This is a genomic window from Bacteroides sp. NSJ-48, assembly GCF_014287405.1.
GTDB lineage: Bacteria > Bacteroidota > Bacteroidia > Bacteroidales > Bacteroidaceae > Bacteroides > Bacteroides stercoris.
On the sequence record NZ_JACOOD010000001.1, the window covers coordinates 193,286 to 218,890 of the forward strand.

Annotated in this window: 24 protein-coding genes; 9 read left to right on the forward strand and 15 right to left on the reverse strand. The window is 47.9% G+C overall.

The window, feature by feature from the left end; all coding sequences use genetic code 11:
- Positions 1 to 69: 69 nt before the first annotated feature.
- Genes H8S52_RS00770 through H8S52_RS00780 form a run of 3 tightly spaced genes read left to right on the forward strand, consistent with a single transcriptional unit; the run spans position 70 to position 3,921 of the window.
- On the forward strand, positions 70 to 1,809 hold the full coding sequence (locus H8S52_RS00770; protein WP_186909178.1) for a glutamine--tRNA ligase/YqeY domain fusion protein: 1,740 nt from the start codon (positions 70 to 72) through the stop codon (positions 1,807 to 1,809).
- A gap of 10 nt (positions 1,810 to 1,819) precedes the next feature.
- Positions 1,820 to 3,241, forward strand: a complete 1,422-nt coding sequence (locus tag H8S52_RS00775) for a tetratricopeptide repeat protein (protein WP_022104823.1) — start codon at positions 1,820 to 1,822, stop codon at positions 3,239 to 3,241.
- A 35-nt stretch (positions 3,242 to 3,276) separates the two neighbouring features.
- The gene (locus tag H8S52_RS00780) at positions 3,277 to 3,921 is read left to right on the forward strand and encodes a DedA family protein (protein WP_186909179.1); all 645 of its coding nucleotides are present in this window, start codon (positions 3,277 to 3,279) and stop codon (positions 3,919 to 3,921) included.
- Positions 3,922 to 3,995: 74 nt separating this feature from the next.
- Here H8S52_RS00780 and tpx read toward each other — a convergent pair whose 3' ends face one another.
- Positions 3,996 to 4,499, reverse strand: a complete 504-nt coding sequence (gene tpx, locus H8S52_RS00785; RefSeq protein ID WP_005653439.1) for a thiol peroxidase — start codon at positions 4,497 to 4,499, stop codon at positions 3,996 to 3,998.
- Between the two features lie 125 nt (positions 4,500 to 4,624).
- Here tpx and H8S52_RS00790 point away from each other — a divergent pair, with 125 nt between their 5' ends.
- A complete protein-coding gene (locus tag H8S52_RS00790) occupies positions 4,625 to 5,200 on the forward strand; it encodes an HdeD family acid-resistance protein (RefSeq protein ID WP_186909180.1) in 576 nt (191 codons plus the stop codon).
- A gap of 130 nt (positions 5,201 to 5,330) precedes the next feature.
- Here the strand turns inward: H8S52_RS00790 and H8S52_RS00795 are convergent, their stop codons facing one another.
- A complete protein-coding gene (locus H8S52_RS00795; RefSeq protein ID WP_117986062.1) occupies positions 5,331 to 5,927 on the reverse strand; it encodes a master DNA invertase Mpi family serine-type recombinase in 597 nt (198 codons plus the stop codon).
- 314 nt (positions 5,928 to 6,241) lie between these two features.
- Between H8S52_RS00795 and H8S52_RS00800 the strand changes: the two genes are divergently transcribed.
- From H8S52_RS00800 to H8S52_RS00810, 3 genes are read left to right on the forward strand one after another with little or no spacing between them, the layout of a single operon-like run.
- Positions 6,242 to 6,706 carry a DUF4494 domain-containing protein gene (locus H8S52_RS00800; RefSeq protein WP_005653445.1) on the forward strand — a complete coding sequence of 155 codons (465 nt, stop codon included), beginning with the start codon at positions 6,242 to 6,244 and terminating at the stop codon, positions 6,704 to 6,706.
- 39 nt (positions 6,707 to 6,745) lie between these two features.
- Positions 6,746 to 7,414 carry a YggS family pyridoxal phosphate-dependent enzyme gene (locus tag H8S52_RS00805; protein WP_186909181.1) on the forward strand — a complete coding sequence of 223 codons (669 nt, stop codon included), beginning with the start codon at positions 6,746 to 6,748 and terminating at the stop codon, positions 7,412 to 7,414.
- A gap of 18 nt (positions 7,415 to 7,432) precedes the next feature.
- Positions 7,433 to 8,410 carry a dihydroorotate dehydrogenase-like protein gene (locus H8S52_RS00810; RefSeq protein ID WP_005653448.1) on the forward strand — a complete coding sequence of 326 codons (978 nt, stop codon included), beginning with the start codon at positions 7,433 to 7,435 and terminating at the stop codon, positions 8,408 to 8,410.
- Positions 8,411 to 8,518: 108 nt separating this feature from the next.
- Here the strand turns inward: H8S52_RS00810 and H8S52_RS00815 are convergent, their stop codons facing one another.
- Complete coding sequence (locus H8S52_RS00815; RefSeq protein ID WP_117986064.1) at positions 8,519 to 9,844, reverse strand: PhoH family protein; 1,326 nt, start codon at positions 9,842 to 9,844, stop codon at positions 8,519 to 8,521.
- A 152-nt stretch (positions 9,845 to 9,996) separates the two neighbouring features.
- On the opposite strand from H8S52_RS00815, the gene H8S52_RS00820 reads away from it, so the two are divergent.
- Positions 9,997 to 11,250 (forward strand): folylpolyglutamate synthase/dihydrofolate synthase family protein, encoded by a 1,254-nt coding sequence (locus H8S52_RS00820; RefSeq protein ID WP_117917398.1) that lies wholly within the window; start codon positions 9,997 to 9,999, stop codon positions 11,248 to 11,250.
- Here the strand turns inward: H8S52_RS00820 and H8S52_RS00825 are convergent.
- The 7 genes from H8S52_RS00825 to dnaN all read right to left on the reverse strand — a co-directional run bounded on the left by H8S52_RS00825 (position 11,218) and on the right by dnaN (position 19,356).
- Positions 11,218 to 11,592, reverse strand: coding sequence for a RidA family protein (locus tag H8S52_RS00825; RefSeq protein ID WP_060386007.1), 375 nt, complete (start codon positions 11,590 to 11,592; stop codon positions 11,218 to 11,220). The two genes, H8S52_RS00820 and H8S52_RS00825, sit on opposite strands and share 33 nt — an antisense overlap.
- A 248-nt stretch (positions 11,593 to 11,840) precedes the next feature.
- On the reverse strand, positions 11,841 to 13,547 hold the full coding sequence (locus tag H8S52_RS00830; RefSeq protein WP_186909182.1) for a tetratricopeptide repeat protein: 1,707 nt from the start codon (positions 13,545 to 13,547) through the stop codon (positions 11,841 to 11,843).
- A gap of 2 nt (positions 13,548 to 13,549) precedes the next feature.
- Positions 13,550 to 14,290 (reverse strand): 23S rRNA (guanosine(2251)-2'-O)-methyltransferase RlmB, encoded by a 741-nt coding sequence (gene rlmB, locus H8S52_RS00835; RefSeq protein ID WP_005653455.1) that lies wholly within the window; start codon positions 14,288 to 14,290, stop codon positions 13,550 to 13,552.
- A gap of 95 nt (positions 14,291 to 14,385) precedes the next feature.
- A complete protein-coding gene (recN, locus tag H8S52_RS00840; protein ID WP_186909183.1) occupies positions 14,386 to 16,047 on the reverse strand; it encodes a DNA repair protein RecN in 1,662 nt (553 codons plus the stop codon).
- Positions 16,048 to 16,087: 40 nt separating this feature from the next.
- Positions 16,088 to 17,311: a bifunctional phosphopantothenoylcysteine decarboxylase/phosphopantothenate--cysteine ligase CoaBC gene (gene coaBC, locus H8S52_RS00845; RefSeq protein ID WP_005653457.1), complete on the reverse strand. Its 1,224-nt coding sequence runs from the start codon at positions 17,309 to 17,311 to the stop codon at positions 16,088 to 16,090.
- Between the two features lie 24 nt (positions 17,312 to 17,335).
- Entirely contained in the window at positions 17,336 to 18,106 is a 771-nt protein-coding gene (locus tag H8S52_RS00850) for a 3'-5' exonuclease (protein ID WP_117741296.1), read from the reverse strand.
- A gap of 125 nt (positions 18,107 to 18,231) precedes the next feature.
- The gene (dnaN, locus tag H8S52_RS00855; protein ID WP_117955043.1) at positions 18,232 to 19,356 is read right to left on the reverse strand and encodes a DNA polymerase III subunit beta; all 1,125 of its coding nucleotides are present in this window, start codon (positions 19,354 to 19,356) and stop codon (positions 18,232 to 18,234) included.
- A gap of 154 nt (positions 19,357 to 19,510) precedes the next feature.
- On the opposite strand from dnaN, the gene H8S52_RS00860 reads away from it, so the two are divergent.
- Positions 19,511 to 19,888 carry a DUF3127 domain-containing protein gene (locus tag H8S52_RS00860; RefSeq protein ID WP_005653460.1) on the forward strand — a complete coding sequence of 126 codons (378 nt, stop codon included), beginning with the start codon at positions 19,511 to 19,513 and terminating at the stop codon, positions 19,886 to 19,888.
- A 319-nt stretch (positions 19,889 to 20,207) separates the two neighbouring features.
- Here H8S52_RS00860 and H8S52_RS00865 read toward each other — a convergent pair whose 3' ends face one another.
- The 5 genes from H8S52_RS00865 to H8S52_RS00885 form a co-directional block, all read right to left on the reverse strand.
- Positions 20,208 to 21,872 (reverse strand): DUF3352 domain-containing protein, encoded by a 1,665-nt coding sequence (locus tag H8S52_RS00865; protein ID WP_186909184.1) that lies wholly within the window; start codon positions 21,870 to 21,872, stop codon positions 20,208 to 20,210.
- Between the two features lie 72 nt (positions 21,873 to 21,944).
- Entirely contained in the window at positions 21,945 to 22,709 is a 765-nt protein-coding gene (locus H8S52_RS00870) for an MBL fold metallo-hydrolase (protein ID WP_117906395.1), read from the reverse strand.
- A 28-nt stretch (positions 22,710 to 22,737) separates the two neighbouring features.
- Entirely contained in the window at positions 22,738 to 23,721 is a 984-nt protein-coding gene (gene murB, locus H8S52_RS00875; protein ID WP_186909185.1) for a UDP-N-acetylmuramate dehydrogenase, read from the reverse strand.
- Between the two features lie 5 nt (positions 23,722 to 23,726).
- Positions 23,727 to 24,575, reverse strand: a complete 849-nt coding sequence (locus H8S52_RS00880) for a DUF4348 domain-containing protein (protein WP_117955035.1) — start codon at positions 24,573 to 24,575, stop codon at positions 23,727 to 23,729.
- 19 nt (positions 24,576 to 24,594) lie between these two features.
- Complete coding sequence (locus H8S52_RS00885) at positions 24,595 to 25,551, reverse strand: NAD-dependent epimerase/dehydratase family protein (RefSeq protein WP_117906393.1); 957 nt, start codon at positions 25,549 to 25,551, stop codon at positions 24,595 to 24,597.
- Positions 25,552 to 25,605: the final 54 nt, after the last annotated feature.

Sequence of the window (25,605 nt, forward strand, 5' to 3'; positions counted from 1 at the left end):
TCCCGTGAAATAACGATATACGAAAAAATAGTCGTACTTTTGCGTCACTATACGAATAACAATAGCATTATGGCAGAAATAAAAAGCGAAGAAACAAGCGAAAAGAAGAGCCTGAACTTCATTGAACAAATAGTAGAGAACGATTTGAAAGAGGGTAAAAACGACGGAAAGGTACAGACACGTTTCCCGCCGGAGCCTAACGGTTATCTTCACATCGGACATGCCAAGGCCATTTGTCTGGACTTCGGCATTGCCGCCGCACATGGCGGAGTCTGCAACCTGCGTTTCGATGACACCAACCCCACCAAAGAAGATGTGGAATATGTGGAAGCCATCAAGGAAGATATTCAATGGCTGGGTTACCAGTGGGGCAACGAATACTATGCCTCCGACTACTTCCAGCAGTTATGGGACTTCGCCATCCGCCTCATCAAAGAAGGCAAAGCATATATCGACGAGCAGACATCCGAGCAGATTGCCGCTCAAAAAGGCACTCCTACCCAACCCGGTGTGGAAAGCCCTTACCGCAACCGTCCCATCGAGGAAACACTCGAACTGTTCCAAAAGATGAATACCGGCGAGATAGAGGAAGGCGCCATGGTGCTCCGTGCCAAAATTGACATGGCAAGTCCCAACATGCACTTCCGCGACCCGATTATCTATCGCGTGGTGAAACATCCGCACCACCGTACGGGTACTACCTGGAAAGCTTACCCGATGTACGACTTCGCTCACGGACAAAGCGACTACTTCGAAGGTGTAACCCACTCCTTGTGTACGCTGGAATTCGTTCCTCACCGTCCGTTGTACGACCTCTTTGTAGATTGGGTAAAAGAAGGAAAGGACCTGAACGACCACCGTCCTCACCAGTACGAATTCAACAAGCTCAACCTGAGCTATACGCTCATGAGCAAGCGCAACCTGCTGACTTTGGTGAAAGAAGGCCTTGTCAACGGCTGGGACGACCCCCGTATGCCGACTATCTGCGGTTTCCGCCGTCGCGGCTATTCACCCGAATCCATTCATAAATTCATCGATAAAATCGGTTATACCACCTACGATGCCCTCAATGAATTTGCCTTGCTGGAGAGCGCCGTACGCGAAGACTTGAACGCACGCGCCACCCGCATATCCGCAGTATTGAATCCGGTGAAGCTTGTCATCACCAATTATCCGGAAGGGCAGGTTGAGGAAATGGAAGCCATCAACAACCCGGAACGTCCGGAAGAGGGCAGCCACAACATCGAATTCAGCCGCGAACTGTGGATAGAACGCGATGACTTCATGGAAGATGCTCCGAAGAAATATTTCCGCATGACTCCCGGACAGGAAGTTCGCCTGAAAAGCGCGTACATCGTGAAGTGTACCGGCTGTAAGAAGAACGATGCAGGAGAAATCACAGAAGTATACTGCGAATACGACCCTGACAGCAAAAGCGGCATGCCCGGCGCTAACCGCAAAGTAAAAGGCACGATTCACTGGGTGAGCTGCGCACACTGCCTGCAAGCCGAAGTACGCCTTTATGACCGGTTGTGGAAAGTGGAAAATCCGCGCGACGAACTGGCAGCCATCCGCGAAGAAAAGAATTGCGATGCGCTGACCGCCATGAAGGAAATGATAAATCCGGATTCTCTGAACGTATTGCCATGTTGCTATATCGAAAAATTTGCCGCCGGTATGAAGCCCCTCTCCTACCTGCAGTTCCAGCGTATCGGTTACTTCAATGTAGACCGCGACTCTACACCGGAGAAAATGGTGTTCAACCGTACCGTAGGCTTGAAAGATACTTGGGGGAAAATCAACAAATAATATAACATTAATGAGTAAAAAGAACCTGTTGTCCGGAAGAGACAAGGAATTGCAAGAACTTGCAGAACAATATGAAGCAGCGAAAGCTGAGAACAAACCTATCTATCTGGATGCAGACGATTTAGCCGACCTTGCCGACTGGTATGCCATGCACAGAAAAAACAGCCAGGCTACCGAAGTCGTAGAATATGGTCTGAGCTTACACCCCGGCAGTACGCCTCTGTTGGTAGAGCAGGCTTATCTCTTCATGGACGCCCGGGAAAGGGATAAGGCCAAACAAGTGATAGAGGAAATAACCGAAGATTATTCCTCGGAAGTAAAAGTACTGAAAGCCAATATTCTCTTGGGCGAAGGCAAAATAGATGAAGCTGAACAACTCCTTGACTCCATAGAAGACAAAGAGGACCTGGCCAACATCGTGGACGTATCCTATATGTATATTGATATGGGGTATCCCGATAAGGCTGTACCATGGCTGACAAGGGGATTGGAAAAATATGCCGAGGAAGAAGAGTATCTGGCCGTTACAGCCGACTGTTTCCTGGCGCAAGGCCTGAAGGATAAAGCCGAAATGTTCTATAACAAGCTGATAGACAAGAATCCTTATTCAGCTCCTTATTGGTTCGGACTGGCACGTTGCTATTTCGAACAGCAACTGTTTGACAAAGCCATTGAGGCATGCGACTATGCAATCGTGTCAGATGAAGAATTTGCCGATGCCTATATGATGAAAGGACATGCTTTCTATCAACTTGGGAATGAAGAAAGCGCGCTTGAAAATTATACCCTGGCAGAAAAGTATAAAGCCGTCAGCCCCAATTTCCTTCATATGTTCATCGGATTCAATGAAATATCCAAAGGACACTGGGAAGAAGGATACCGGCATCTTGAATTGGTCATACACAGTAAAGATACCGACTCAACGATGTTGCCGTCTTTATATGCGCATGTAGCGATTTGCCTCTATAACTTAGGCGAAAAGCGTCAGGCCGACCTGTTTTTCAAGAAAGCCCATGAGATAGGCCCGAAAGATGCAGAGCCCTATCTGATTGAGGGGGGCATGTATATGGAAAAAGGAGATTTCGACAAGGCTGTAAAGAAATGGGCTTTGGCTTTAGAGTGTGCCCCGTGTGCCGATACTTGGAATGAAATCGGCATGAGCAGCATGGAAACGGGCCATATACAATATGCCCAAACGGCTTTTGAGCAGGTTAAGAAACTGGAGCCCGACTTCGAGAATATCAACGAGAAGCTGACCGCCCTTTATCTGTTACTTGACGACATGGAGAACTTCCTAAAGTACAACCAGCTTTGCGCACACCCGTTTCAGGCAAAAGACCTGGAAAACATGCTGGATTTGCTGGATTGTAAAAACCGGGATGAAATGATAAAAAGAGTGAAAGAGATATTTGGCGGGTCAGGTTTATTTTAAAGACATAAACAAATTATTAATCACAAGTATTATATATGGAATCATCTGCAGAACTTATCAAATGGGTTTTAGAAAATCTGAATTATTGGGTAGTTACCATCTTCATGACTATCGAAAGTTCATTTATCCCATTTCCATCGGAAGTTATAGTGCCGCCGGCTGCATGGAAAGCGATGACCGATGACAGTATGAATATCTTCCTTGTCGTTATTTTCGCAACCATCGGCGCAGATCTCGGCGCACTCATAAACTATTATCTTGCACGTTGGCTGGGTCGTCCTATTGTCTATAAATTTGCCAACAGCCGTTTCGGTCATATGTGCCTGATTGACGAAGCGAAAGTACACCATGCCGAAGAGTACTTCAGGAAGCATGGCGCCGCATCCACATTCTTTGGACGCCTCATCCCCGCAGTACGGCAGCTTATCAGTATTCCGGCAGGGCTGGCCGGCATGAAATTAGGGCCGTTCCTGCTTTACACAACGCTCGGTGCGGGAATCTGGAACACGATACTGGCGCTGCTCGGCTATTTTATATACCGGTTTACAGACATCAAGACAACCAACGATGTCTATGTATTGGCTACGGAATACAGCCACGAAATCGGTTATATCATTCTGGCAGTTGCAGTATTCGTTGTAGGTTTCCTGATTTATAAAGGAATAAAACAGAAAAAATAAGAATAAAAAACGGTGGATAAAGATAGCCCTTCTTCATCCACCGTTTTTTTATTGTATAGTTAAGTCCAAAGCGGTTATTTCCTAACTGCCGCAATCGCCTTTTCATAGTCCGGCTCTTGCGTAATCTCCGGTACGAGTTCCGTATAGGCAATCTTTCCATCCTTACCGACAACAATCACCGCCCGCGCCAGCAAACCGCTCAACGGTCCGTCTGCCATACGCACGCCATAATTTTCATCAAAATCCGAGCAACGGAAATCGGACAAGGGAATTACGTTCTCAATACCTTCCGTTGTACAAAAACGGGCATGTGCAAAAGGCAGGTCTTTTGAAACAGCCAATACCACCGTATCCGGCAAACCGGCAGCCAATTCATTGAATTTGCGTACGGAAGCAGCACATACGCCGGTATCCAGACTCGGAAAAATATTAAGAATTACATTCTTCCCGTTCAGTTCTTTCAAAGAGAAAGAAGATAAATCCGTCTTTACCAACTCGAAATCAGGAGCGACTGCTCCTACTTTTATAAACTCACCGATAACTTTTACCGGTTGTCCCTTAAATTTTGTTGTAGCCATAATTTTATCAATTTATACAATAGAGAAACAAACGGGATGCTGAAAAAGTTCAATAAAACTTTTCATACCACAGATTGTTATTCCCCCAACGAACTTATAATAATCACTTTTAAATTAAGATTTACATGAAAACAATTTTTGATGAGCTGAAACAGGAAGTAAAAAACTGGTGGGTTTCACTTATTCTCGGCATCCTGTATGTAGCCGTAGCTCTGGGGCTAATGTTCTTCCCTTTTAACGGATATGCCGCATTGAGCATTTTATTCAGCATCTCGATGCTGGTCAGCGGTTTGCTGGAAATTGCCTTTGCAGTAAGCAACCGCCAAAGGGTATCCAGCTGGGGCTGGTATCTGGCAGGAGGAGTCATTGATATGATTTTGGGGCTCTACCTGGTGACTTATCCTGTGCTGAGCATGGAAGTCATTCCGTTTATCATCGCCTTCTGGCTGATGTTCCGGGGATTTTCCTCGGTAGGCTATGCAATGGACTTAAAGAGGTACGGGACAAAAGAGTGGGGCTGGTATACAGCATTCGGCATCCTTGCCATCGTATGCTCGCTTATTATCCTGTGGCAACCGACGGTCGGAGCTATCTACGCCGTTTATATGATTTCGTTTGCATTCCTTATCATAGGATTCTTCCGCATCATGCTCTCTTTCGAACTGAAGAATCTGCACAAACGAAGTTCCCGCAATTCATAATTCGCCACAGATTACACAGATATGTACAGATTAGATATTCTTGAGTAAGCCTCGGACGCTTTAAATCCGTCTGTAATAATCGGTATAATCCGCAGTGAATCAAAGCACATCCCGGTTGGAGACTTCCGGTTTATCTTTTATGATGCAGAAAACGGAACATGGTTGTTCTGGACACTCCCATCCGCCGGGCGAGTTCAGAGCAGGATGTTCCTTTCTTCTGCTCTTTAAGCAATTGTTTCTTGTTCTCCGTAAGTATCTTCATCTTAGGCATATCCCCCTTTTTACGCCCCAGGTGCTTTCCTTCCTGCTTTCTACGGGCCAGCGCCTCTTTAGTACGCATTGAAATCAGATTACGCTCTATCTCGGCCATCAGTCCGAATGCAAATCCCAGCACTTTGCTGTTAATGTCATTCTGAAACACGTATCCCTCTTTGGTGCTGTACAATATCACTTCTTTTTTTATACACGAATTGAGAATAGTCATAATCTCAAGCAGCGTACGGCTGAGCCGTGATATCTCCGTAACAATCAAGGAGTCGCCTGGACGCATCTTATCCAACACCCCCGACAACTTACGTTCTTTACTGCTGACGCTTCCGCTGACCGTTTCCGTATACCACCTGTCAATGCTCATCCCGTTCCTTTCGGCGAAGCGTATAATCTCCTCTCGCTGGTTTTCCAAAAACTGTTTTTCTGTACTTACTCTCAAATAAGCTACTACTGCCATAAATCTTGTTGTTGTTTTATTGGTTTAACGCCGCCAAAGAACGGTTATTCCAATAAAATAGCCAACCGGTCCGTCATATCCTTTACCAAGCGTTTTCAAAATACGGAGTTATTCCCAAACAGACGCCAAACAGATAAAAAGTTTTGCATTAACATAATCTTCTTCCGGCTATATCAAACTTTTTTCCCCTTTTTCGTTTATCTTTGTACATCCTTTCATGATAAAAAAGGAAAGGGTTTCTTCTACAAGCCGCAAAAGGCAGGAAGAGGAAACAATCATTTACTAATTAAAATACTAACTAAAATCAGAAGATTATGGCAATGCATACATGGTTTGAGTGTAAAATCCGTTATGAAAAAACAATGGAAAACGGAATGAACAAAAAAGTTACCGAACCTTATCTGGTAGACGCACTCAGTTTTACGGAAGCGGAAGCACGTATCATCGAAGAGATGACACCGTTTATTTCAGGAGAATTCACGGTATCGGACATCAAACGTGCCAACTACAGCGAACTGTTTCCATGCGAAGAGGAAGCTGCCGACCGTTGGTTCAAATGCAAGCTGGTTTTCATCACATTGGACGAGAAAAGCGGTGCTGAGAAAAAAACGTCTACCCAGGTATTGGTGCAGGCAGCCGACTTGCGTGATGCGGTAAAGAAGCTGGATGAGGGCATGAAAGGTACAATGGCCGATTACCAAATTGCATCGGTAGCGGAAACCGCCATCATGGATGTATATCCCTACAGCGCAGAACCGGATGACAAGCCGGAAGTATAAGAACCTGAAAATTTCATTTCACAGATTATCATATATACGATGAGTATTGCAGAAAACATAAAACAAGTACTGAGCGAACTACCTGATGGGGTGCGGCTGGTAGCTGTTTCCAAATTTCACCCCAACGAGGCCATAGAGGAAGCTTATAGCGCAGGGCAGCGTGTGTTCGGAGAAAGTAAGGTGCAGGAAATGACTGCCAAATACGAGAGCCTTCCAAAAGATATCGAATGGCATTTCATCGGACATCTGCAAACGAATAAAATCAAATATATCGTACCCTATGTTACTCTGATTCATGGAGTGGATTCCTACAAACTCCTTACCGAAATCAACAGGCAGGCAGCCAAGGCCGGACGAACCGTAAACTGCCTGCTTCAACTGCACATAGCACAAGAAGAGACCAAATTCGGTTTCAGCTTCGACGAATGCCGGGAGATGCTTGCAGGCGATGAATGGAAAAAGCTCGGCAATGTCCGGATATGCGGACTTATGGGCATGGCTACGAATACGGACAATACCGAACAAATCAAAACTGAATTCCGTTCATTAAACAACTTCTTCCAAGAGGCTAAAGCCACCTGGTTTTCCAATGCAGAGTGGTTTCGGGAGCTGTCAATGGGAATGTCCCATGATTACCATGAGGCCATTGCCGCCGGCAGTACCCTGGTACGTGTAGGAAGTAAAATATTTGGAGAAAGAATATATTAATACCTAATAACTGTTATTATGGCAACATTAGAAACCACCTTTGCAGGGTTAAAACTTAAAAACCCGATTATTATCAGCAGTTCCGGACTTACCGACAGTGCCGCCAAGAACCAAAAGCTTTACGAAGCCGGAGCAGGAGCCATTGTACTCAAGTCTCTTTTTGAGGAACAAATCATGATGGAAGCCGATTGGCTTGGAGATCCCAACATGTATCCGGAAGGAAGCGATTACCTGGTAGGATACATACGCGAACATAAACTGGGCGAATATTTGAATCTGATTAAAGAAACCAAGAAAGTCTGTGACATTCCTGTCATTGCCAGCATCAACTGCTATCAGGATGCGGACTGGATTGAGTTTGCCAGAAAGATAGAAGAGGCAGGAGCAGATGCTTTGGAAGTCAATATCCTTGCTTTGCAAACCGACATACAATATGCTTACGGTTCTTTTGAACAACGTCATATCGACATCTTGAGCCATATCAGGAAAACAGTCAATATTCCTGTTATCATGAAATTGGGAGACAACCTCACCAATCCGATAGCACTCATCGACCAGCTCTATGCCAATGGTGCGGCGGCAGTAGTAATGTTCAACCGGTTCTACCAGCCGGATATCGATATTGAAAAAATGGCTCAAAGTGCCGGAAGCGTCTTCAGCACAGATGCCGATTTATCCAAATCCTTACGCTGGATAGGTATCGCCTCTGCGGCTGTGAGCAAGCTGGACTATGCGGCATCCGGCGGCATACATGCCCCCGAAGGAGTAGTAAAGGCTATCTTGGCGGGCGCTTCGGCAGTAGAGATATGCAGCGCACTCTATCAGAATTCTTACGCCATCATCGAAGAGTATGTCCGCTTCCTGAGCGCATGGATGGAACGCAAAGGGATGGAAAACATCAGCCAGTTCAAAGGCATGCTGAATGTAAGCGACCTGAACGGTATAAATACTTTCGAACGTACCCAGTTCCTGAAATACTTCTCGGCACGCAAATAATAAAAATATGGTATACTAATAAAAACGGATGGTGCTTACCAGTGGGGCATCATCCGTTTTTTTATGTCACATTCTTCGCCTTCACCAGGAAAGGCAAAACAGCAGATATTACATTAAATTACTTGCCAGTTCGCTCAGCTGGCTACGCTCTCCCTTCACCAGATTGACATGGGCAAACAGGTTCTGGTCTCTCATGCGGTCTATCATATAGACAAGCCCGTTGGACTGGCTGTCCAGATACGGCTGGTCAATCTGTTGGATGTCGCCCGTGAATACCATCTTCGTCCCTTCGCCGGCACGTGTTATAATGGTTTTTATTTCGTGAGGAGTAAGGTTCTGCGCTTCGTCGATAATGCAGTAGGTCTCGCTCAGGCTGCGCCCGCGGATAAAGGCGAGGGCTTCAATGACAAGCTGGTCGCTTTTCTGCATATCTTCCAACCTTTTCACTTCGCTTGAGTTAGATGCGAACTGATGCTTGATTACATTCAGGTTATCAAACAACGGCTGCATATACGGAGCTACCTTTTCATTGGCATCACCCGGCAAGAAACCTATATCTTTATTGGACAATGCAACGATAGGACGCGCCAGCAGGATTTGCTTATAGTCCGTCAGCTTGCCCAAAGCGGCTGCCAGTGCCAACAGAGTCTTACCCGTTCCTGCCTTGCCGGTGAGGGCCACCAGCTTGATGTTCGGGTCATTCAATACCTCGAAAGCAAAACTCTGTTCGGCATTACGCGGTTCGATGCCGTAATTCTTTGTCTTATTGACACGGCAAACGGAATGGGTAAAAGGATTGTAGCGGGCAAGCACACTGCTGCGGTCGCTCTTCAGGATAAAACACTCGTTGGGGTGAATAACATCCTTGAAGTCGAATTCGCTGATGTCCAACCCTTCCTTAGAGGAATAGATGCGGTCTATCAGAGTCGGGTCAATCCCTTCGAACACTTCGTTCGACTTTTCAAATATATCCACGTTAATGACCTTGTCGTTGATATAGTCCTCGCACAGCAGACCGATAGAGCGCGCTTTCATACGAAGGTTGACATCCTTGGTGACAAGAATGGACTTCATATTCGGCTTCTTCACGGTCAGCCAGTCAACGACAGAGAGTATCTGATGGTCGGGAATACGTTCCGGGAAAGAGTCGTGCACGCGGGGCGAATCTACCGAACCCGCCACCACGAACAGGCGTCCAAGACCTTCGCCCAGCGGAGCGCCTTTGGTAAAAAGGTTATCATCGGTAATCAAGTCGAGCTCACGGACAAACTCACGGGCATTGAAATTTATCTGCTCGTTGCCCTTCTTGAATTTATCGAGTTCTTCAAGCACTACAATGGGAAGATAAATATCGTTCTCTTGAAAATTCTTCAAACAGTTATAATCGTGAAGGATAACATTGGTATCAATCACAAAGTTTTTCTTAGCTCCCATACTCTTTAGATTTAAATTGTTTATACCTCATACCGACAATATAAAATAAAGCAAGCATACACACTTAAATAAAATTGCCTTATCTTTGCCGTTCCTAAAGATAACACTTTAATAAGGAGAAAGGATTGCTTTCCCGTTAATTTTTATAAAAGATGGACTATCAGAACACTTTAACTTACTTATATAACAGCGTACCCATGTTCCAGCAAGTGGGCGGCTCGGCATACAAAGAGGGTTTGGAAAACACGCGCATATTAGACGAACATTTCGGACACCCCCACCGTTCGTTCCGCACAATCCACGTGGCAGGAACCAATGGCAAAGGCTCCTGTTCCCATACATTGGCTGCCATATTGCAGGAGGCGGGATACCGCGTGGGCCTTTACACCTCTCCCCACCTGGTGGATTTCCGTGAACGCATCCGTATAAACGGCTCTCCCATACCCGAAGAGTATGTAGTGCACTTTGTAGAAAAAGAACGTGACTTTTTCGAGCCTCTGCACCCTTCTTTCTTTGAATTGACCACTGCGATGGCATTCCGCTATTTTGCCGATGAGAAAGTGGATGTAGCCGTTATAGAGGTCGGACTGGGCGGCCGGTTGGACTGTACGAACATCATTCATCCGGATTTGTGCATCATAACCAACATAAGTTTCGACCATACCCAGTTCTTGGGCGACACATTGGCAAAGATAGCGGGAGAAAAGGCAGGTATCATCAAACCCGGCATTCCCGTAGTCATTGGCGAAACCACCCCCGAGACCAAACCGGTTTTCCTGCAAAAGGCCGCGGCAGAGAAAGCCCCTGTCGTATTTGCAGAAGAAAGGATGAACAACGATTATCCCGGACTGAAAACAGAGTTGCAGGGACTTTATCAACTAAAAAACACACGCACCATCCTCACAGCCTTGCCATTGCTGAAAGAGACCGGATACCACATTGACGAAAGGAGTGTGCGCAACGGCTTCGCCCGTGTCTGCGAACTGACGGGGCTAATGGGACGCTGGCAAAAGCTACAGGAGTCCCCCACCCTGATATGTGATACCGGACATAATGTGGGCGGCATTACCTACATCGTAGAACAACTGAAACAACAGACTTACCGCCAGCTCCATATCATCATAGGAATGGTCAATGACAAAGACATCAGCGGTGTGCTTGCCCTGCTTCCCAAAGATGCTGTATACTACTTCACCAAAGCCAGCGTAAAACGCGCCCTTCCGGAAGAGGAGCTGTGCAGGCTCGCTGCCAAAGCAGGCTTGCAGGGAAACTGTTATCCGGATGTTCCCGCCGCCGTAACCGCCGCGCAAGAAAAAAGCCACCCCGAAGATTTTATCTTCGTAGGTGGCAGCAGCTTTATCGTGGCAGATTTATTAGCGAACCGCGATGCACTCAATCTCCACTAAGGCGTCTTTCGGAAGCGCCTTTACGGCAACAGCCGAACGCGCGGGAAAGTCTCCCTCAAAATAAGTGGCATATACTTTATTCATGTCGGCAAACAAAGACATATCCGCCAGGAAAACGGTAGTCTTCACGATATTCGCCATGCCCAATCCTGCCTCTTCCAGAATGTGCTTTACATTCTCCAACGACTGGCGGGCTTGGGCTTCCGCGCCTTCCGCCATTACTCCGGTAGCAGCATCGATAGGCAACTGACCCGATACAAACACCATTCCGTTTGCTTCAATAGCCTGACTGTAAGGGCCGATTGCCCCCGGAGCTTTTTGACTACAAATTACTTTTTTCATAATTTCACTCTTTTATCTGTTCATTATCAAATATATAGTATTTTTTCCTACTATATTCCCCAAAAAAAATCAGAAGACTCGTGCAGTATTTCCCAGAATCGTGCATTTATATATACGAATGCACGAAAGAAAAATTTCATTCATAACCTGTTAATACCTAGACTTAACTTATATTTTAGCATGGGGAAGTTTCCCAAACAAAGGCTCTGCTTGTGAAAGCGGAGCCTTTATTTTGTTAAGTATACCGCTTATTTACAATGCTTTTCAATCAGTCCGTCCACATTCGGGTCGCCCAATTCCTTTGCCTTGGCAAAACTTTGGCACGCTTCCTGTTTCTTTTTCATCTGCAACTGTGCAATTCCCATAAGCCGATAGGCTTCGGCATATTTAGAATCAATAGCCAAAGCATCCTGCAACACTTTCAAGGCTTCTTCATTACGTCCTACACGGATATTGACCACGGCAAGCTCTGCACGGTAGGTCAGGTCTTTCGGACTCAGCTCAATAGCCTTCTCCATATCATTCAGTGCACGCTGGAACTGTTTGGCCTTCAAGGCAGCCTGCTCACGATAATAATAGAACACATCATTCACCTTGCCGTTTACCGCTTTATAATAAGCATCGTAATCAAGCATGGCGGCACGCGCCTGATTGGCGTTCATGCGGGCTTGGGCACGTTCCAACAAGTAAGGGGCGGCTTCTTCCGTGTACGGTTCGGTGAAACGTACTACACAACTGTCCATAAGTGCCAGCACTTCTTCTGCCGGCGCTTTCATCAGTTCCTTCGTCTTGGCTGCACTGAAAAACGTTGATGCCGACGCTATATCAGACTGATTAACCTTTTCGTAGCATGCCAAAGCTGCCGCATAATCCTGCTTTGCAAACAAAATATCCCCTTCGGTCTGTACATACACCGGAAGTTCCTGAACGGCAATCGCTTTTCTTATTTCATCCACAGCCTTATCGTAAGACCAGTCCTTATAGGGCTTTTCCGGATTACCCAGCATATAATTGTATATCAGTTTGGCACGGTTGTAATATACGTCGTCTTTCTTTTGAGCCACACTCAGGGCTTTATCCATATCCGCCACGACCTTATCCATCGAGGCATCATCCTTGGAGCGGTATATCCGGTTGGTGGCACGGCGCACATAGCCGTCCGCACTATTCGGATATTCAGCGATGAAATCGTCCAACAGTTCTGCATACTTCTCCGGAGCAACCTGTGAGGAAGCCATGAAGAGAAACACCAGCGCCTGTTCTTCCGTATCGGGCAGTGCTTTCTTAATGCCGATATTCTTTAAAGTCATATCGCTGAAGGAAAATGCCGAAACATTCTGGTCCATGGCAAAATCGGCATCTACCGCATAGCATATTGTAGCGGTATCGGCGCCGGATGACTTCTGTGCAAGCGCAAAGACCTGTCCTTCTTCGGTCATCACGGGACAGCTCACCATCTTATCCTTCAGGCGCAGATTGAGCGTATAGTAGTGATACTTTCCGGAGAATTCATCCGCTACTTTCACTTGTCCGGCAGTATAGGAACGGTCTTTCTGTGTGGAATAAGGCAGGATATACACATTGGCGCCCACAGTCGGAGCCGCGGTTGCCGGATTCAATGCCGGGACTTTTTTGGTGGATATACCTACACGGAATTTAATGACATCGTACATGTCATTCGCACCCATAATAGAAACCACCGGCATCTGTACGCCTTCCGAATTCACGACCACCGCCCGTTGCGCTCCTTCGAACAAAGAACAGTCGGACAAGGCCACACCGTCTTCCGTCACGAAGAAACCGTTTCCGGTATTCAAAATCTTATCATTCTCGCCATAAGTAATCACCGAGAATACGGCACGTTTGGCTTTATCCACCCATTTGGGAGCTTGTGCCATGCTCCACTGTACCTCCAAAAGGCATAGAGCGGAAAGCAGGAAAATCTTCTTTTTCATATTCAGTTCGTTCTTTGTTTCACAGCTTCATAAATCAGGATACCCGCCGCAACGGATACGTTAAGAGACTCAATCGTACCCAGCATCGGAATCTTTACCCATTCGTCGCAAAGTGCAAGGTTATCGTAAGAAACTCCCTTGTCCTCGGCACCCATGATGATACACATAGGACCTGTGTAATCGGCTTTTGTGTAATCGTAATCACCCTTTTCCGTAGCAGCCACTATATGGAAACCGCTGCTTTTAAGAAACTGCAGGGTATCTTTCAGGTTCTGTTCGCGGCATACGGGCAAGGTATGCAACGCACCTGCCGAAGTCTTTACCGCATCGGCATTCACCGTTACGCTGTTCTTGGCGGGAATAATAACGGCATCCACCGCCGCACACTCGCAAGTACGGGCTATCGCTCCGAAATTACGCACATCCGTTATGCCGTCCAGCATTACAAACAACGGATTCTTGCCTTCCTCAAAAAGGAACGGTACAAGGTCTTCCGTTTTCTGATAGGTCACGGCGGAGACAAATGCTATCACCCCCTGATGGTTCTTACGCGTAATGCGGTTGATACGCTCCACCGGCACACGTTGTACGGGAATCAAAGTTCCCTTTAGAGCGGCAAACAATTCTTTGGACAAGTCGCTCTGAATATCCTTCTTCACCAATATCTTGTCAATGTCCTTACCTGCCTGAACAGCTTCTATCACGGCACGAACGCCGAAAATCATTTCACTTTTATCTATCATTGTATCATATTGTTTTTTTTGTTCTACTTTAGCCGGCTAAAGTACTACACTACGATTGTAAACCTCTACTTTACAACCGTAAAGTACTACATTAGTCAGACGATGCCCAACAGTGCCTTGGCATTGTTCAGCGCGGCATCGGTCAGGGTGGCTCCACTCAGCATATGCGCAATCTCCCCTACCCGTTCCTCGTCCGTCAAACGGCGGATGTGGCTGTTGGTTTCCGTTTCATTATCCTGCTTATACACCTTATAATGGGCACGTCCGCGGGCAGCTATCTGCGGCAGATGCGTGATACTGATAACCTGGCGGTCGCTATCGCCCATTTCCTGCATAATATCCGCCATGCGGTCGGCTATCTCACCGGACACTCCCGTGTCTATTTCATCGAACACGATAGTGGGCAGCTTCACCGCTCCGGCTATCATTGCCTTGACAGACAGCATGACACGGGCTATCTCGCCCCCCGAAGCTACCGAAGAAATATTCTGCAAAGCCCCGTTCTTGTTGGCAGAGAAAAGGAAGTTCACCGTATCCGCCCCCTGTGCACCCGGCTCCTTGCGTGCACCTATTTCCACCTGAAAACGGACATTGGGCATGCCCAGAGGTATCAGGCGGGCTGCCATCTGCTTTTCAACCTCGCGGGCTGCGGCGGTACGCAATCCCGTAAGTACCGCTGCCTGCCGCTTCACCTTATTATATAAGGCTTCGCTACGGACTTTCAACGTTTCAATCTGTTCATCCGATGAAGTGATGTTGGACAGTTTGGCGGCATAATCATCCGCCAGAGCCAGAAGCTCGTCCACCGTAGAGACGCGATGCTTCTGCTGGAGAGTATAAATCAGGTTCAAACGTCCGTTCACCTCTTCCAGCCGGGCAGGGTTAAATTCTATCTCCTCTTCTTTTCCCGAAATCTCCTGAGAAATATCTTTCAGCTCGATGTAGCTGCTTTCCAGCCGTTCGGCAAGTTCCCCGGCGGCAGGATATACTTTCTGCAAGCCCGCCATTGTATTCAGGCACTCTTTCAGTACGGAAAGCAGGCCGCCCTCATCGGAGTTCATCGCCTGACCGGCACGGAACAGTCCGGCTTTTATCTCTTCGGCATGGCTCAGCGTATCGGCTTCCTGCTCCAGTTCTTCCTGTTCTCCGGCAGCCAGATGCGCATCCTCCAACTGCTCCAACTGAAAACGGATGTAATCTTCGTCCGCCTTGTTCTTTTCGGCCTGTGCAACAAGCTGTTCCAAATCCTGCTGCACCTGCTTCCATTCCCGGTGGAGAGAGCGGTATTTACTTAGCTCGTCTTCGTCATGCGCCAGCAAATCCAGCACGCTCAACTGGAAACCTTCCTTGTTCAGCAACAGGTTCTGATGTTGCGAGTGCACGTCAATCAACTGTTCGCCAAGCTCCTTCATCTGTACCAGCGAGGCAGGCGTATCGTTGATAAACGCACGGCTCTTGCCCGAAGCATAGACTTCGCGGCGAAGGATACACTCATCTTCGTATTCCAGTTCGTTTTCCTCAAAGAAAGGCTGCATACCATAACCGGCAATCTCAAAACGGGCTTCAATCACACATTTTGCAGCACCCCGCCTGATGGATTTCACATCGGCACGCTGCCCCAGCAACAGACCGATAGCCCCCAATATGATGGACTTTCCCGCACCGGTCTCACCGGTAATCACCGAGAAGCCGCTACCGAAGTCTATATCAAGCTTCTCGATAAGCGCATAATTCTGTATGTATAGAGAACGCAACATTTTATTAAACAGATAATTGAAAGTTGACAATCAAAAAATATCATTCACGCTTCATCACTTCCGCCAAATGGTCGACGATGTCCGCAGCCACTTCCGCTTTGGACTTCAACGGGTAGTCCTTTTTACCGTTCCGGTCGATAATGCTGATTTTATTGGTATCGTAACGGAAGCCCGCACCTTTGTCATTCAACGAATTAAGCACGATAAAATCCAGGTTCTTACGGTTCAGTTTATCTTCCGCATTATGCTGTTCGTCATTGGTTTCGAGGGCAAAGCCCACCAGCACCTTGCCAGGATGCTGTTTCTTCATCTCGCCCAAATGGGCGGCGATGTCCCGTGTAGGCTTCAGGTGCAATGACATATCACCTGTCTTTTCGCGCTTTATCTTCCTGTCGGCAACCTGCTCCGGCGTATAGTCGGCAACGGCGGCAGCCATGATAACGGCATCCGCATCGTCAAACAAAGAGGTGGCCGCCTCAAACATCTCTCCGGCAGACTCCACACCGAAGTACCGGTACACGGGGTAGTGTGTCCGGAGCTGGACGGGTCCCGAAACCAGAATAACCCTTGCTCCTCTTGCCGCACACTCATCGGCAAGTGCAAAGCCCATCTTTCCCGACGAATAATTGCCGATGAAACGCACCGGATCAATCTTTTCGTATGTCGGTCCGGTGGTAATCATTATTGTTTTTCCCGCCAGGTCACCGTCCTTAGCGGCAAAGAACTCTTCCAGCCTGCGGATAATGACATCCGGCTCTTCCATTCTGCCCTTGCCTACCAGATGGCTTGCAAGCTCGCCCGTACCCGGTTCTATGATATGGTTGCCATACGAACGCAGTGTCTCCAGGTTCTTTTGGGTGGACGGATGGGCATACATATCCAGGTCCATTGCCGGGGCAACAAACACAGGAGCTTTTGCCGACAGGTAAGTGGTTATCAGCATATTGTCGGCAATGCCATTCGCCATCTTGCCGATAGTGGAAGCCGTGGCAGGAGCTATCAGCATGGCATCCGCCCACAGGCCCAAATCCACATGGCTGTTCCAGGTTCCGTCACGCTGCGCGAAGAACTCGCTGATAACGGGCTTGCTGGTAAGGGCAGACAAAGTAATGGGAGTTATAAATTCCTTGCCCGCAGGCGTTATGACAACCTGCACTTCCGCGCCCCGTTTTATAAGTCCGCGAATAATATAACAGGCTTTATAAGCGGCAATACTGCCTGTAATGCCGAGTACTATTTTCTTTCCTTTCAGTGGGTTTGCCATGAAATCAAACTACTAATTACAAATTTACTTCTGGGTAATCTCGCGCAGGCGGATTTTAGTCAGCATAGCCTTGGTGTTCAGTGTAAAATCACTGTTCAGTATCCAGCTGTAATAGCCCGGATCGCGTTTCAGCACATCTGCCACCGGCATGCCTTTGTATTTACCGAAATTAAACACTTCCACACCTTTATCATCGTAAACCATGCGTCCTGCAAAGTCCACGTTCTTGTTGAAGCTGGAATAATCCGAGAGGAAAGCCACATCGTTCTGCAATTCGGGATAACGGTCCAGTTGCGACATCAGCACCTCGTAAGTGGCGCGCGTATCGGCTTCCGCCGTATGGGCGTCTTCCAGGTTCTTGCCGCAATAGAACTTGTAAGCGGCAGACAGTGTGCGCTGCTCCATTTTGTGGAAGATAACCTGCACATCCACAAACTTGCGGCGGCTCATGTCTATATCCACGTCTGCACGCAGGAATTCTTCCGCCAGTACCGGAATATCAAAGCGGTTGGAGTTGAACCCGGCAAGGTCGCAGCCCTCAATATCATTGGCTATATTGCGTGCCACTTCCTTGAACGTGGGGCATTCAGCCACATCTGCGTCGTAAATGCCGTGAACGGCGGAAGCCTCTTCCGGTATGTGCATTTCGGGATTGATACGCATGGTTTTGGTTTCCTCGTTTCCGTTGGGATATACTTTGAGATAACAGATTTCTACTATTCGGTCCGAGTTAATGTTTGTACCGGTGGTCTCCAAGTCAAAAAAGACAATCGGATTTTTAAGATTCAGTTTCATGAAGTTTCGTATTTATTTATCTTTTAGGCACGGACTGCACGGAACGGTGCGGTTTTTCTATAAACCCGAACCGTGAAATCCGCGTAACCCGTGCCTAAATAAAAAAATGACAGATTACTATTTCATTAATCATTCAGCATCATCGGCATCAGCAACATCAGCAGGTCTTCGTTTTCTTCCTGCTCTGCCGGAACAATAACGCCGGCACGCGAAGGATCCGCCAACTCGATAACCACTTCATCCGCCGATATATTATTCAGGATATCAATCAGGAAAGTAGACTTGAAGCCGATGCTCATCGGATTGCCTGCATACTGGCATGCCAGCGTTTCCTCTGCCGAAGTGGAGAAATCGATGTCCTGTGCCGAAATCACAATCCGGTTCTCCTGCATACGCAGTTTGATAAGGCTGCTTGCCTGTGAGGAGAAGATAGACACGCGGCGCAACGCACCAATCAGCAGCAGGCGGTCTACCGTTACTTTATACGGGTTGTTCTGCGGAATTACGGAGTTATAGTTGGGGTAGCGTCCCTCAATCAGGCGGCATACCATGCGATAGCTTTCCAATGTAACCACGGCATTGCGTTCGTCAAATTCAATGGTCACCGTGCCCTGCTCCTTCGGCAACAGGTTCTTCATCAGGTTGGCGGGTTTCTTGGGCAGGATGAAAGCCGCGCGTTCATTGCCTTTGGCGGCCAGCGTCTTGCAGCGCACCAGCTTATGTCCGTCGGAAGCCACCATTGTGATGTCTTCGGTAGTAATATCGAAATAGATACCGTTCATCACCGGACGAAGCTCGTCATCGGCGGTTGCAAACACGGCGCGGTTGATACCGCCCAGCAACACCTGTGCATCCATTTCCACACGGACGGCATTCTCGCCCAGCATGGCCGACTGCGGAAATTCGTCCGCATTCTGCCCCATCAGGCTGTATTTACCGTTCTGATACTGAACCGTAATCTCCAGAGAACTCGTATTGATGTCAAACGTCAGCGGCTGTTCGGGAATTTCCTTTAAAGCGTCCAACAAAGTCTTGGCAGTCACTGCAAAACGTCCGTCGGCATCACTTTCATTCACTTCGACTGTGGTAACCATCGTTGTTTCACTGTCGGAAACAGTTACCGACAAGGTTCCGTCTTGTAGTTCAAAAAGGAAACAATCCAAAATAGGCAGCGCATTCTTTGAATTAATCACACGGCTGATAGCCTGCAAATGACTGGAGAGCGCAGTACTCGAAACGATAAATTTCATATATTCTATGTATTTAAGTTTTAATTTCAGTTCAGTTGTTAACTAACGGACAAAGTTAAAAAAAGAATTCCCTACGGCAAAGAAAAAACAGCCGTTTATTCGTCGCATATCCCTAAAAAATTGTAACTTCGCCGCATCATTTAAAAAGAGTACAATGGAATTTACAGGAAAAATCATCGCTATACTCCAGCCCAGAGGCGGAGTTTCCAAAGCATCAGGTAACGAGTGGAAAGCGCAGGAATACGTAATCGAAGACCACGGGCAATATCCCCGCAAGATGTGTTTCGACGTATTCGGAGCAGATAAAATAGAACAATTCAATATCCAGATGGGTGAAGAGCTGACGGTATCTTTCGACATCGACGCACGTCAGTGGCAAGACCGCTGGTTCAACAGTATCCGCGCATGGAAAGTGGAACGTGTCAGCGCAGCAACAGCAGCACCTGCACCGGGAGCACCGGTTCCGCCGCCCGCTCCGTCCGCAGCACCGGAATTCTTATCCGGAGACGCAAAGGACGACTTGCCTTTCTAATTTGAGGATTAAAAATTGAAAACAGGAATCAGCAAGTTTATCCGGTAAGAAAAGGAAGGTGTCAAAATACACTTGACGATTTCTTTTAGGCACGGATTACACGGAAAGCACGGATTCCACAGAAAAAGAATAAAGAACATCTGTGGAATCCGTGCTTTTCGTGTAATCCGTGCTTTCCGTGTAATCCGTGCCTAAATAAAGAAACAAATAGTAAGTGGATTTTAGTTTTGACACACATTCCTCAGATGTTATAGTCATAGTTACAATCTGAACTTTCTCAGAGCACTCATTTTAGTTTTGACAATATTTCTCTTATTTTTCAATTCCCAATTTCTTCAAACTCCCCTATTTTCTCTCCTTTATACAGCAGGACGAGATTCGGATACACCACTCCTTCCGCGCAAGTAAACTGTATGGCTATAGTGAAGTGGCGGAAGAAATCGGAATGACGGAAGAAGAAATTCGGAACCAACCGCACATAAGTTTCCGGCTGGTGCATCATCTCTTCCATATCCACCATCATGGCAAAGTTATAATAAGGGGAAAGACTGCCTACACCTTCCTCGTATACCGAAGTCCCGTCCAGCACATCCCCGTTCTCCACAGCATCCACATAAGCGGAAAGACTCTGTGCATCGGGCGCCAGCAACAAAGCCCCTTTATAGAAGCAGGCGTAGGTGTGAAGCGCGGATTCCGTAATGCCCGTCAGTTGCGTCAATACGGTATTCCGGGGCAACATATACTGCCGGTACTTCCGTGCACGCGGGTATCGCCTGTAATTCGGATAGGTCCGCTCCACGGCCGGAGCGCCTTTTTCTTCGGGAGTGGCATACAGCAATTTCTGCAGGACACGTTCCGCCTGCGCTTCATCTTTCACAGCAACGCTCATTACAGCGCAGGGATGCCGGTCAGTAGTATCCTTGGAATGAAACAGGCAAGACATGACATTCTCTCCCGCATACGCTTTCATAAATTCCATCCACTCGCCATCCCGCTTCTTGATATAATCGGAATAGGCAGCCTTAGCATATTCCTGCTGCGAAGTAAAGCCGAATATGGCTTCCAAATCCGAGATTGCCCACTGGTTGTAGAAGAAGACAGATGCCGGCAGCCGCTCTCCCGAAAAATCCTTTATCGGCTCCTGCCTGCGAAGCGCATTGATAAACGTCCGGGCTGTATCCGCTCCGTGACTGATACCTGAACAATAAACGGCTTCTTCATTGAACTTCATATCAAACTCCGCCCAACTTCCCAGATGCGTCTGCGGACGAATGCCGTCTGTATTCTTGCCCATGCCCACTTCTTTCATGCGTACATACACCGTTGCCGCCACATTGTTGCGCTTACCGGCATACATGGCACGGAAAGACGCCATGTCCATCAACGATTTTCTGGAACGGCAGGCATCGATAACCTGCTCTATCAGACGCTTCTGAAAGCTGACAGCCAGAAAGTCCGGGGTAAAATAAGCCGCAAGGAAACGCCCGTCCGCCGTGGGATAGATGCGTATTTCCTCGCCGTTGTAATCAAAATACTTGGAAGGAAAAGTGCTGGAACTGTATTTACGCACGAAAGACTCCACCAGTTCGTAATCCCCCTCCCCCAGGCTGCAATACAACACCTGGTTCAAGGGAGTATCCGGCTCGTGGAAGCTGATGAGCATTTTGTTCATCTGCCTGCTCAGTCCATGCGGCGTATCGCCTACCAATGTATTGAAATACTTCTTCAGGTATACAAAAAGCTCCGATACATACAGGAAATGCTCATCCTTGCTGCAATGCAGGCCGTCGACATCTTCCATCAGATCCGCCATACGGTCTGTCTCAAGCACGGCCGTGGCATCTTGCGGCACTAACGTAAAGAGATTAAAATCCTGCCGGTTCTCCACTGCATTCATGCGCAGAAACGAGTATACGCCAAAGCCTGTACACAGCAATACTATGGACACAATAACGGCTATTCGTATAAGGGTTCGAAGCTTCATGGCATATATTCGTCAACTGTTGGCAAAAATAAACATTTATACTAATAAAACAAAACAAATGTTTCAAAAAGTTTAGAAATCTATTTCCATACCGTCATACGCAAAGTGCACATGGGGCGGCAGTTGGCGGTTGATTTCGACATGCAGCCCTGCATGATGACTCATGTGGATGAAATAAGTTTCCCTTGCGCCGATACGTTCCGCTGCCGCCAGCGCTTCCGGTATGCTTTGGTGCGTAGAGTGCGGCTGCGGCCGCAAGGCGTTTATTACCAGAACATCCAGTCCCTGTAATTGTTCATACGAAGCATCCGGCATCGTAAGCATGTCCGTTACATACCCCAGCCGCCTGCCGATACGGTATCCCAGGATAGGCAGCCGCCCGTGCATCACGGTAACCGGCAGTATTTCCGTTTCCCGCACGTAGAAAGGCCTGCCTACTTCCACTTCCTGCAAATAAATGCGCGGCACACCCGGATATTTCTTATCCACAAAGCAATAAGGCATCCGTGCCCGCAGATGAGCGGCTGTGTAGGCATCCGAATAGACAGGTATTTCCGAGAAACGGCAGAAAGGGCGCAAATCGTCCAATCCGCCCACATGGTCGTAATGCTCATGGGTTATCAGCACGCCGTCTATCCGCTCGTACACGGAAGCACGCAGCATCTGTGTCCTGAAATCGGGACCGCAGTCTATCAATATCACCGCATCGTCCGTATGCAGCAGGGCAGATGCACGCAAACGGCTGTCCCGCGGGTCGGCAGATGTGCAGACCGGGCATGTGCAGCCAATTTCCGGCACTCCGGTAGATGTTCCGCTTCCTAATATAGTCAGTTTCATAAAACAGTGATTGATGATTATCGGTTAATCATTCTATAAAGTTCACTTCCGGACAAATTTCCACTCCGAATTTCTCCTTTACCGAGGCTCTGACGGCATCCGACAGGGCAACCACATCTTTTCCGGTTGCACCACCCAGATTCACAAGCACCAAAGCCTGCTTGTCGTGCACGGCGGCAGGACCTAAGGCCTTGCCTTTCCAGCCGCATTGGTCTATCATCCATCCGGCGGGAATCTTCACCCGCCCGGCATCCACCTCGTAATAAGGCATGGTGGGATACAAGTCCAGCAACGCTTCAAATTGCGCACGAGGCACGATGGGATTCATAAAGAAACTCCCGGCATTACCCAGCACTTTCGGGTCGGGCAGTTTGCTTTCGCGAATATCTATAATCACACGGCGCAAAGTGGCTAAGGTCACTGACGGATACCCGGCAAGCTCCTGACGGATCGTACCATAGTCCAATGTATAATGCTCCTTCTTGCTCAGTACGAAATTCACGTAAGTCACAAAGACCGATTTTATTTCAGGCTTTTTGAAAAGGCTTTTCCGATAGGCATATTCACATTCGTCTTTCCGGTAGGTACGCTTCTCGCCGCGGATGTTTATCGTCTCCACAGACTCTATGAGGTCTTTCACCTCTACACCGTAAGCACCGATATTCTGTACGGCAGCCGCTCCTACCTCACCGGGTATCAGCGACAGGTTCTCCGCACCATACCAGCCCTGCTCCACACAGTAAGCCGCAAAATCATCCCATACTACACCCGCACCCACACGTACATGCACCTGCCCGTCATCTTCCGCGGTCACTTCCATGCCGCCGATGCACGAGTGCAGCACCATGCCTTCATAATCTTTCACAAACAACAGATTGCTGCCGCATCCTATATGCAAAAAAGGAGAAGTGATGCGCCCTTCGGCTATCCATTTCTCCAGTTCCTCTACCGAGTGATATTCTGCATATACGGCAGCTTTTACATCAAATCCGAATGTATTGGGTATTCTCATAAGTCTCAAATGCTCGTATCTTCGTATTTATACATCTTCCACTCACCGCCCCGCCTGCGGAAATAGAAAACGTTGGAATATCCGTTGCCGATACCGTTTACTTTCAGGATTTTCGTATTCGAATTATCCTCGTTCTTCTGTCCGTAGTTGATGTTGGACAACTTGTCTGCGGGCAGCGACGGACGGAAAGCATACCACTGGTTCACGTCGAGAGTGGTTTCCAGTATGGCAAACTCATCGTCGGGGTCGATGGTGACAAACTGCAACGGATTGGCAATGTGCTCGCTCTGATACAGGCTGTCCGTTACAAAACGGGTATAGAAATCCACAAAATTCTCGCCTTCACCGTCCTCTATATGGCGCAGATTAATGGCCTCGAGCATCCACATGCCCTGCTTACGCTCAAAGTAATACTTCTTTACCATACGCGTTTTCAGGTAAATCCACTCTACCTGCACGGACTTCAGCGCAGTGTCGCCCACCATGTCCATGTCGCTCTCACGGTCGAAAAGCAACGTATAATAATTCTGCTTGGTAAACAGGTAGTCGTGCTTCCAGAAGCGTTCCTCTATCTTCGAAGGAGTGTCCCGGTTGTAATAAGGCAAAGGAAATTCCGTCCTTGCCCGTTGCAAAGCCTCGTCCGAAGCATAGTTGAAGATAAAATCGTCAAACAGTTCGTCCGCTTCCAGCGGTTCAGGCTCCTCCTTCACTTCCGCCTGTTGCAGCGTATCGGCTTCATGCCCGGCCGAATCCACCATTTCGGTAATGGTAGCAAAGGGATCCATTTTCGTCTTTCTGTTCCCGCACGAGAACAGAAAGACGAGTATAAAAAATCCCGTTAGTAATCGTTTCATCCTTTAGCGACCTCTACGGTCATTTATTTAATTTTGCTCTTAGTTTCTCAAGCATGTCCACAGTCATGGACTCCAGGTCGAACTGCGGCATCCAGTCCCACTCCTCGCGGGCACAGGAGTCATCCAGCGAATCGGGCCAACTGTCGGCAATGGCCTGCTTCAAAGGATCTATCTGATAGGTCATTTCGAAGTCGGGCACATGTTTCCTGATAGCCGCATAAATCATTTCCGGGTCGAAGCTCATGGAAGCGATGTTGAACGCATTCCGGTGCTTCAGCCGTGCCGGATCGGCTTCCATCAGCGAGATAGCCGCATTGAGGGCATCGGGCATGTACATCATATCCATAAATGTACCCGCCTTTACGGGGCATACGAACTTCTCGCCTTTCACGGCAGAGTAGAAGATGTCTACCGCATAGTCCGTCGTACCGCCGCCCGGAGGCGTCACGTTGGAGATGATGCCGGGGAAACGTACCGCACGGGTATCCACCCCGTATTTCGTATGATAATAATCACTTAACAATTCCGTAGTCACTTTTGTTACGCCGTACATGGTACGCGGACGCTGAATGGTATCCTGCGGTGTCTTTACGTGGGGAGTATTCTCTCCGAACGAACCGATGGAGCTCGGCGTAAACACGGCGCAACCGTACTCGCGCGCCACTTCCAGCACATTCCACAACCCGTCGATGCCAATCTTCCACGCCATGGCGGGACGGCTCTCCGCCACTACCGACAACAGGGCTGCCAGGTTATAAATTGTATCAATCTTGAATTGCCTCACCACCACTTCAATAGACTGGCGGTCTGTCACATCGGCTATGGCCGAAGGACCCGAGGATTTCAATTCACCCTGCGGCATGGCGCTCGGAATATATCCGGCTACAACATGGTCATTACCATAGCGTTTACGCAACTCCAATGTTAACTCCGAGCCAATCTGTCCTGTGGCTCCAATTACCAAAATATTTTTCATACAACTTATTTATAAGGTATTCTTTCGTTACTGAGTCGCAAATATACACACTTT

What these genes read in the sequence shown, in the direction of transcription:
- H8S52_RS00770 (WP_186909178.1), top strand. Translation starts at nt 70, where the DNA reads ATGGCAGAAATAAAAAGCGAAGAAACAAGCGAAAAGAAGAGCCTGAAC.
- H8S52_RS00775 (WP_022104823.1), top strand. Translation starts at nt 1,820, where the DNA reads ATGAGTAAAAAGAACCTGTTGTCCGGAAGAGACAAGGAATTGCAAGAA.
- H8S52_RS00780 (WP_186909179.1), top strand. Translation starts at nt 3,277, where the DNA reads ATGGAATCATCTGCAGAACTTATCAAATGGGTTTTAGAAAATCTGAAT.
- tpx (WP_005653439.1), bottom strand. Translation starts at nt 4,499, where the DNA reads ATGGCTACAACAAAATTTAAGGGACAACCGGTAAAAGTTATCGGTGAG.
- H8S52_RS00790 (WP_186909180.1), top strand. Translation starts at nt 4,625, where the DNA reads ATGAAAACAATTTTTGATGAGCTGAAACAGGAAGTAAAAAACTGGTGG.
- H8S52_RS00795 (WP_117986062.1), bottom strand. Translation starts at nt 5,927, where the DNA reads ATGGCAGTAGTAGCTTATTTGAGAGTAAGTACAGAAAAACAGTTTTTG.
- H8S52_RS00800 (WP_005653445.1), top strand. Translation starts at nt 6,242, where the DNA reads ATGGCAATGCATACATGGTTTGAGTGTAAAATCCGTTATGAAAAAACA.
- H8S52_RS00805 (WP_186909181.1), top strand. Translation starts at nt 6,746, where the DNA reads ATGAGTATTGCAGAAAACATAAAACAAGTACTGAGCGAACTACCTGAT.
- H8S52_RS00810 (WP_005653448.1), top strand. Translation starts at nt 7,433, where the DNA reads ATGGCAACATTAGAAACCACCTTTGCAGGGTTAAAACTTAAAAACCCG.
- H8S52_RS00815 (WP_117986064.1), bottom strand. Translation starts at nt 9,844, where the DNA reads ATGGGAGCTAAGAAAAACTTTGTGATTGATACCAATGTTATCCTTCAC.
- H8S52_RS00820 (WP_117917398.1), top strand. Translation starts at nt 9,997, where the DNA reads ATGGACTATCAGAACACTTTAACTTACTTATATAACAGCGTACCCATG.
- H8S52_RS00825 (WP_060386007.1), bottom strand. Translation starts at nt 11,592, where the DNA reads ATGAAAAAAGTAATTTGTAGTCAAAAAGCTCCGGGGGCAATCGGCCCT.
- H8S52_RS00830 (WP_186909182.1), bottom strand. Translation starts at nt 13,547, where the DNA reads ATGAAAAAGAAGATTTTCCTGCTTTCCGCTCTATGCCTTTTGGAGGTA.
- rlmB (WP_005653455.1), bottom strand. Translation starts at nt 14,290, where the DNA reads ATGATAGATAAAAGTGAAATGATTTTCGGCGTTCGTGCCGTGATAGAA.
- recN (WP_186909183.1), bottom strand. Translation starts at nt 16,047, where the DNA reads ATGTTGCGTTCTCTATACATACAGAATTATGCGCTTATCGAGAAGCTT.
- coaBC (WP_005653457.1), bottom strand. Translation starts at nt 17,311, where the DNA reads ATGGCAAACCCACTGAAAGGAAAGAAAATAGTACTCGGCATTACAGGC.
- H8S52_RS00850 (WP_117741296.1), bottom strand. Translation starts at nt 18,106, where the DNA reads ATGAAACTGAATCTTAAAAATCCGATTGTCTTTTTTGACTTGGAGACC.
- dnaN (WP_117955043.1), bottom strand. Translation starts at nt 19,356, where the DNA reads ATGAAATTTATCGTTTCGAGTACTGCGCTCTCCAGTCATTTGCAGGCT.
- H8S52_RS00860 (WP_005653460.1), top strand. Translation starts at nt 19,511, where the DNA reads ATGGAATTTACAGGAAAAATCATCGCTATACTCCAGCCCAGAGGCGGA.
- H8S52_RS00865 (WP_186909184.1), bottom strand. Translation starts at nt 21,872, where the DNA reads ATGAAGCTTCGAACCCTTATACGAATAGCCGTTATTGTGTCCATAGTA.
- H8S52_RS00870 (WP_117906395.1), bottom strand. Translation starts at nt 22,709, where the DNA reads ATGAAACTGACTATATTAGGAAGCGGAACATCTACCGGAGTGCCGGAA.
- murB (WP_186909185.1), bottom strand. Translation starts at nt 23,721, where the DNA reads ATGAGAATACCCAATACATTCGGATTTGATGTAAAAGCTGCCGTATAT.
- H8S52_RS00880 (WP_117955035.1), bottom strand. Translation starts at nt 24,575, where the DNA reads ATGAAACGATTACTAACGGGATTTTTTATACTCGTCTTTCTGTTCTCG.
- H8S52_RS00885 (WP_117906393.1), bottom strand. Translation starts at nt 25,551, where the DNA reads ATGAAAAATATTTTGGTAATTGGAGCCACAGGACAGATTGGCTCGGAG.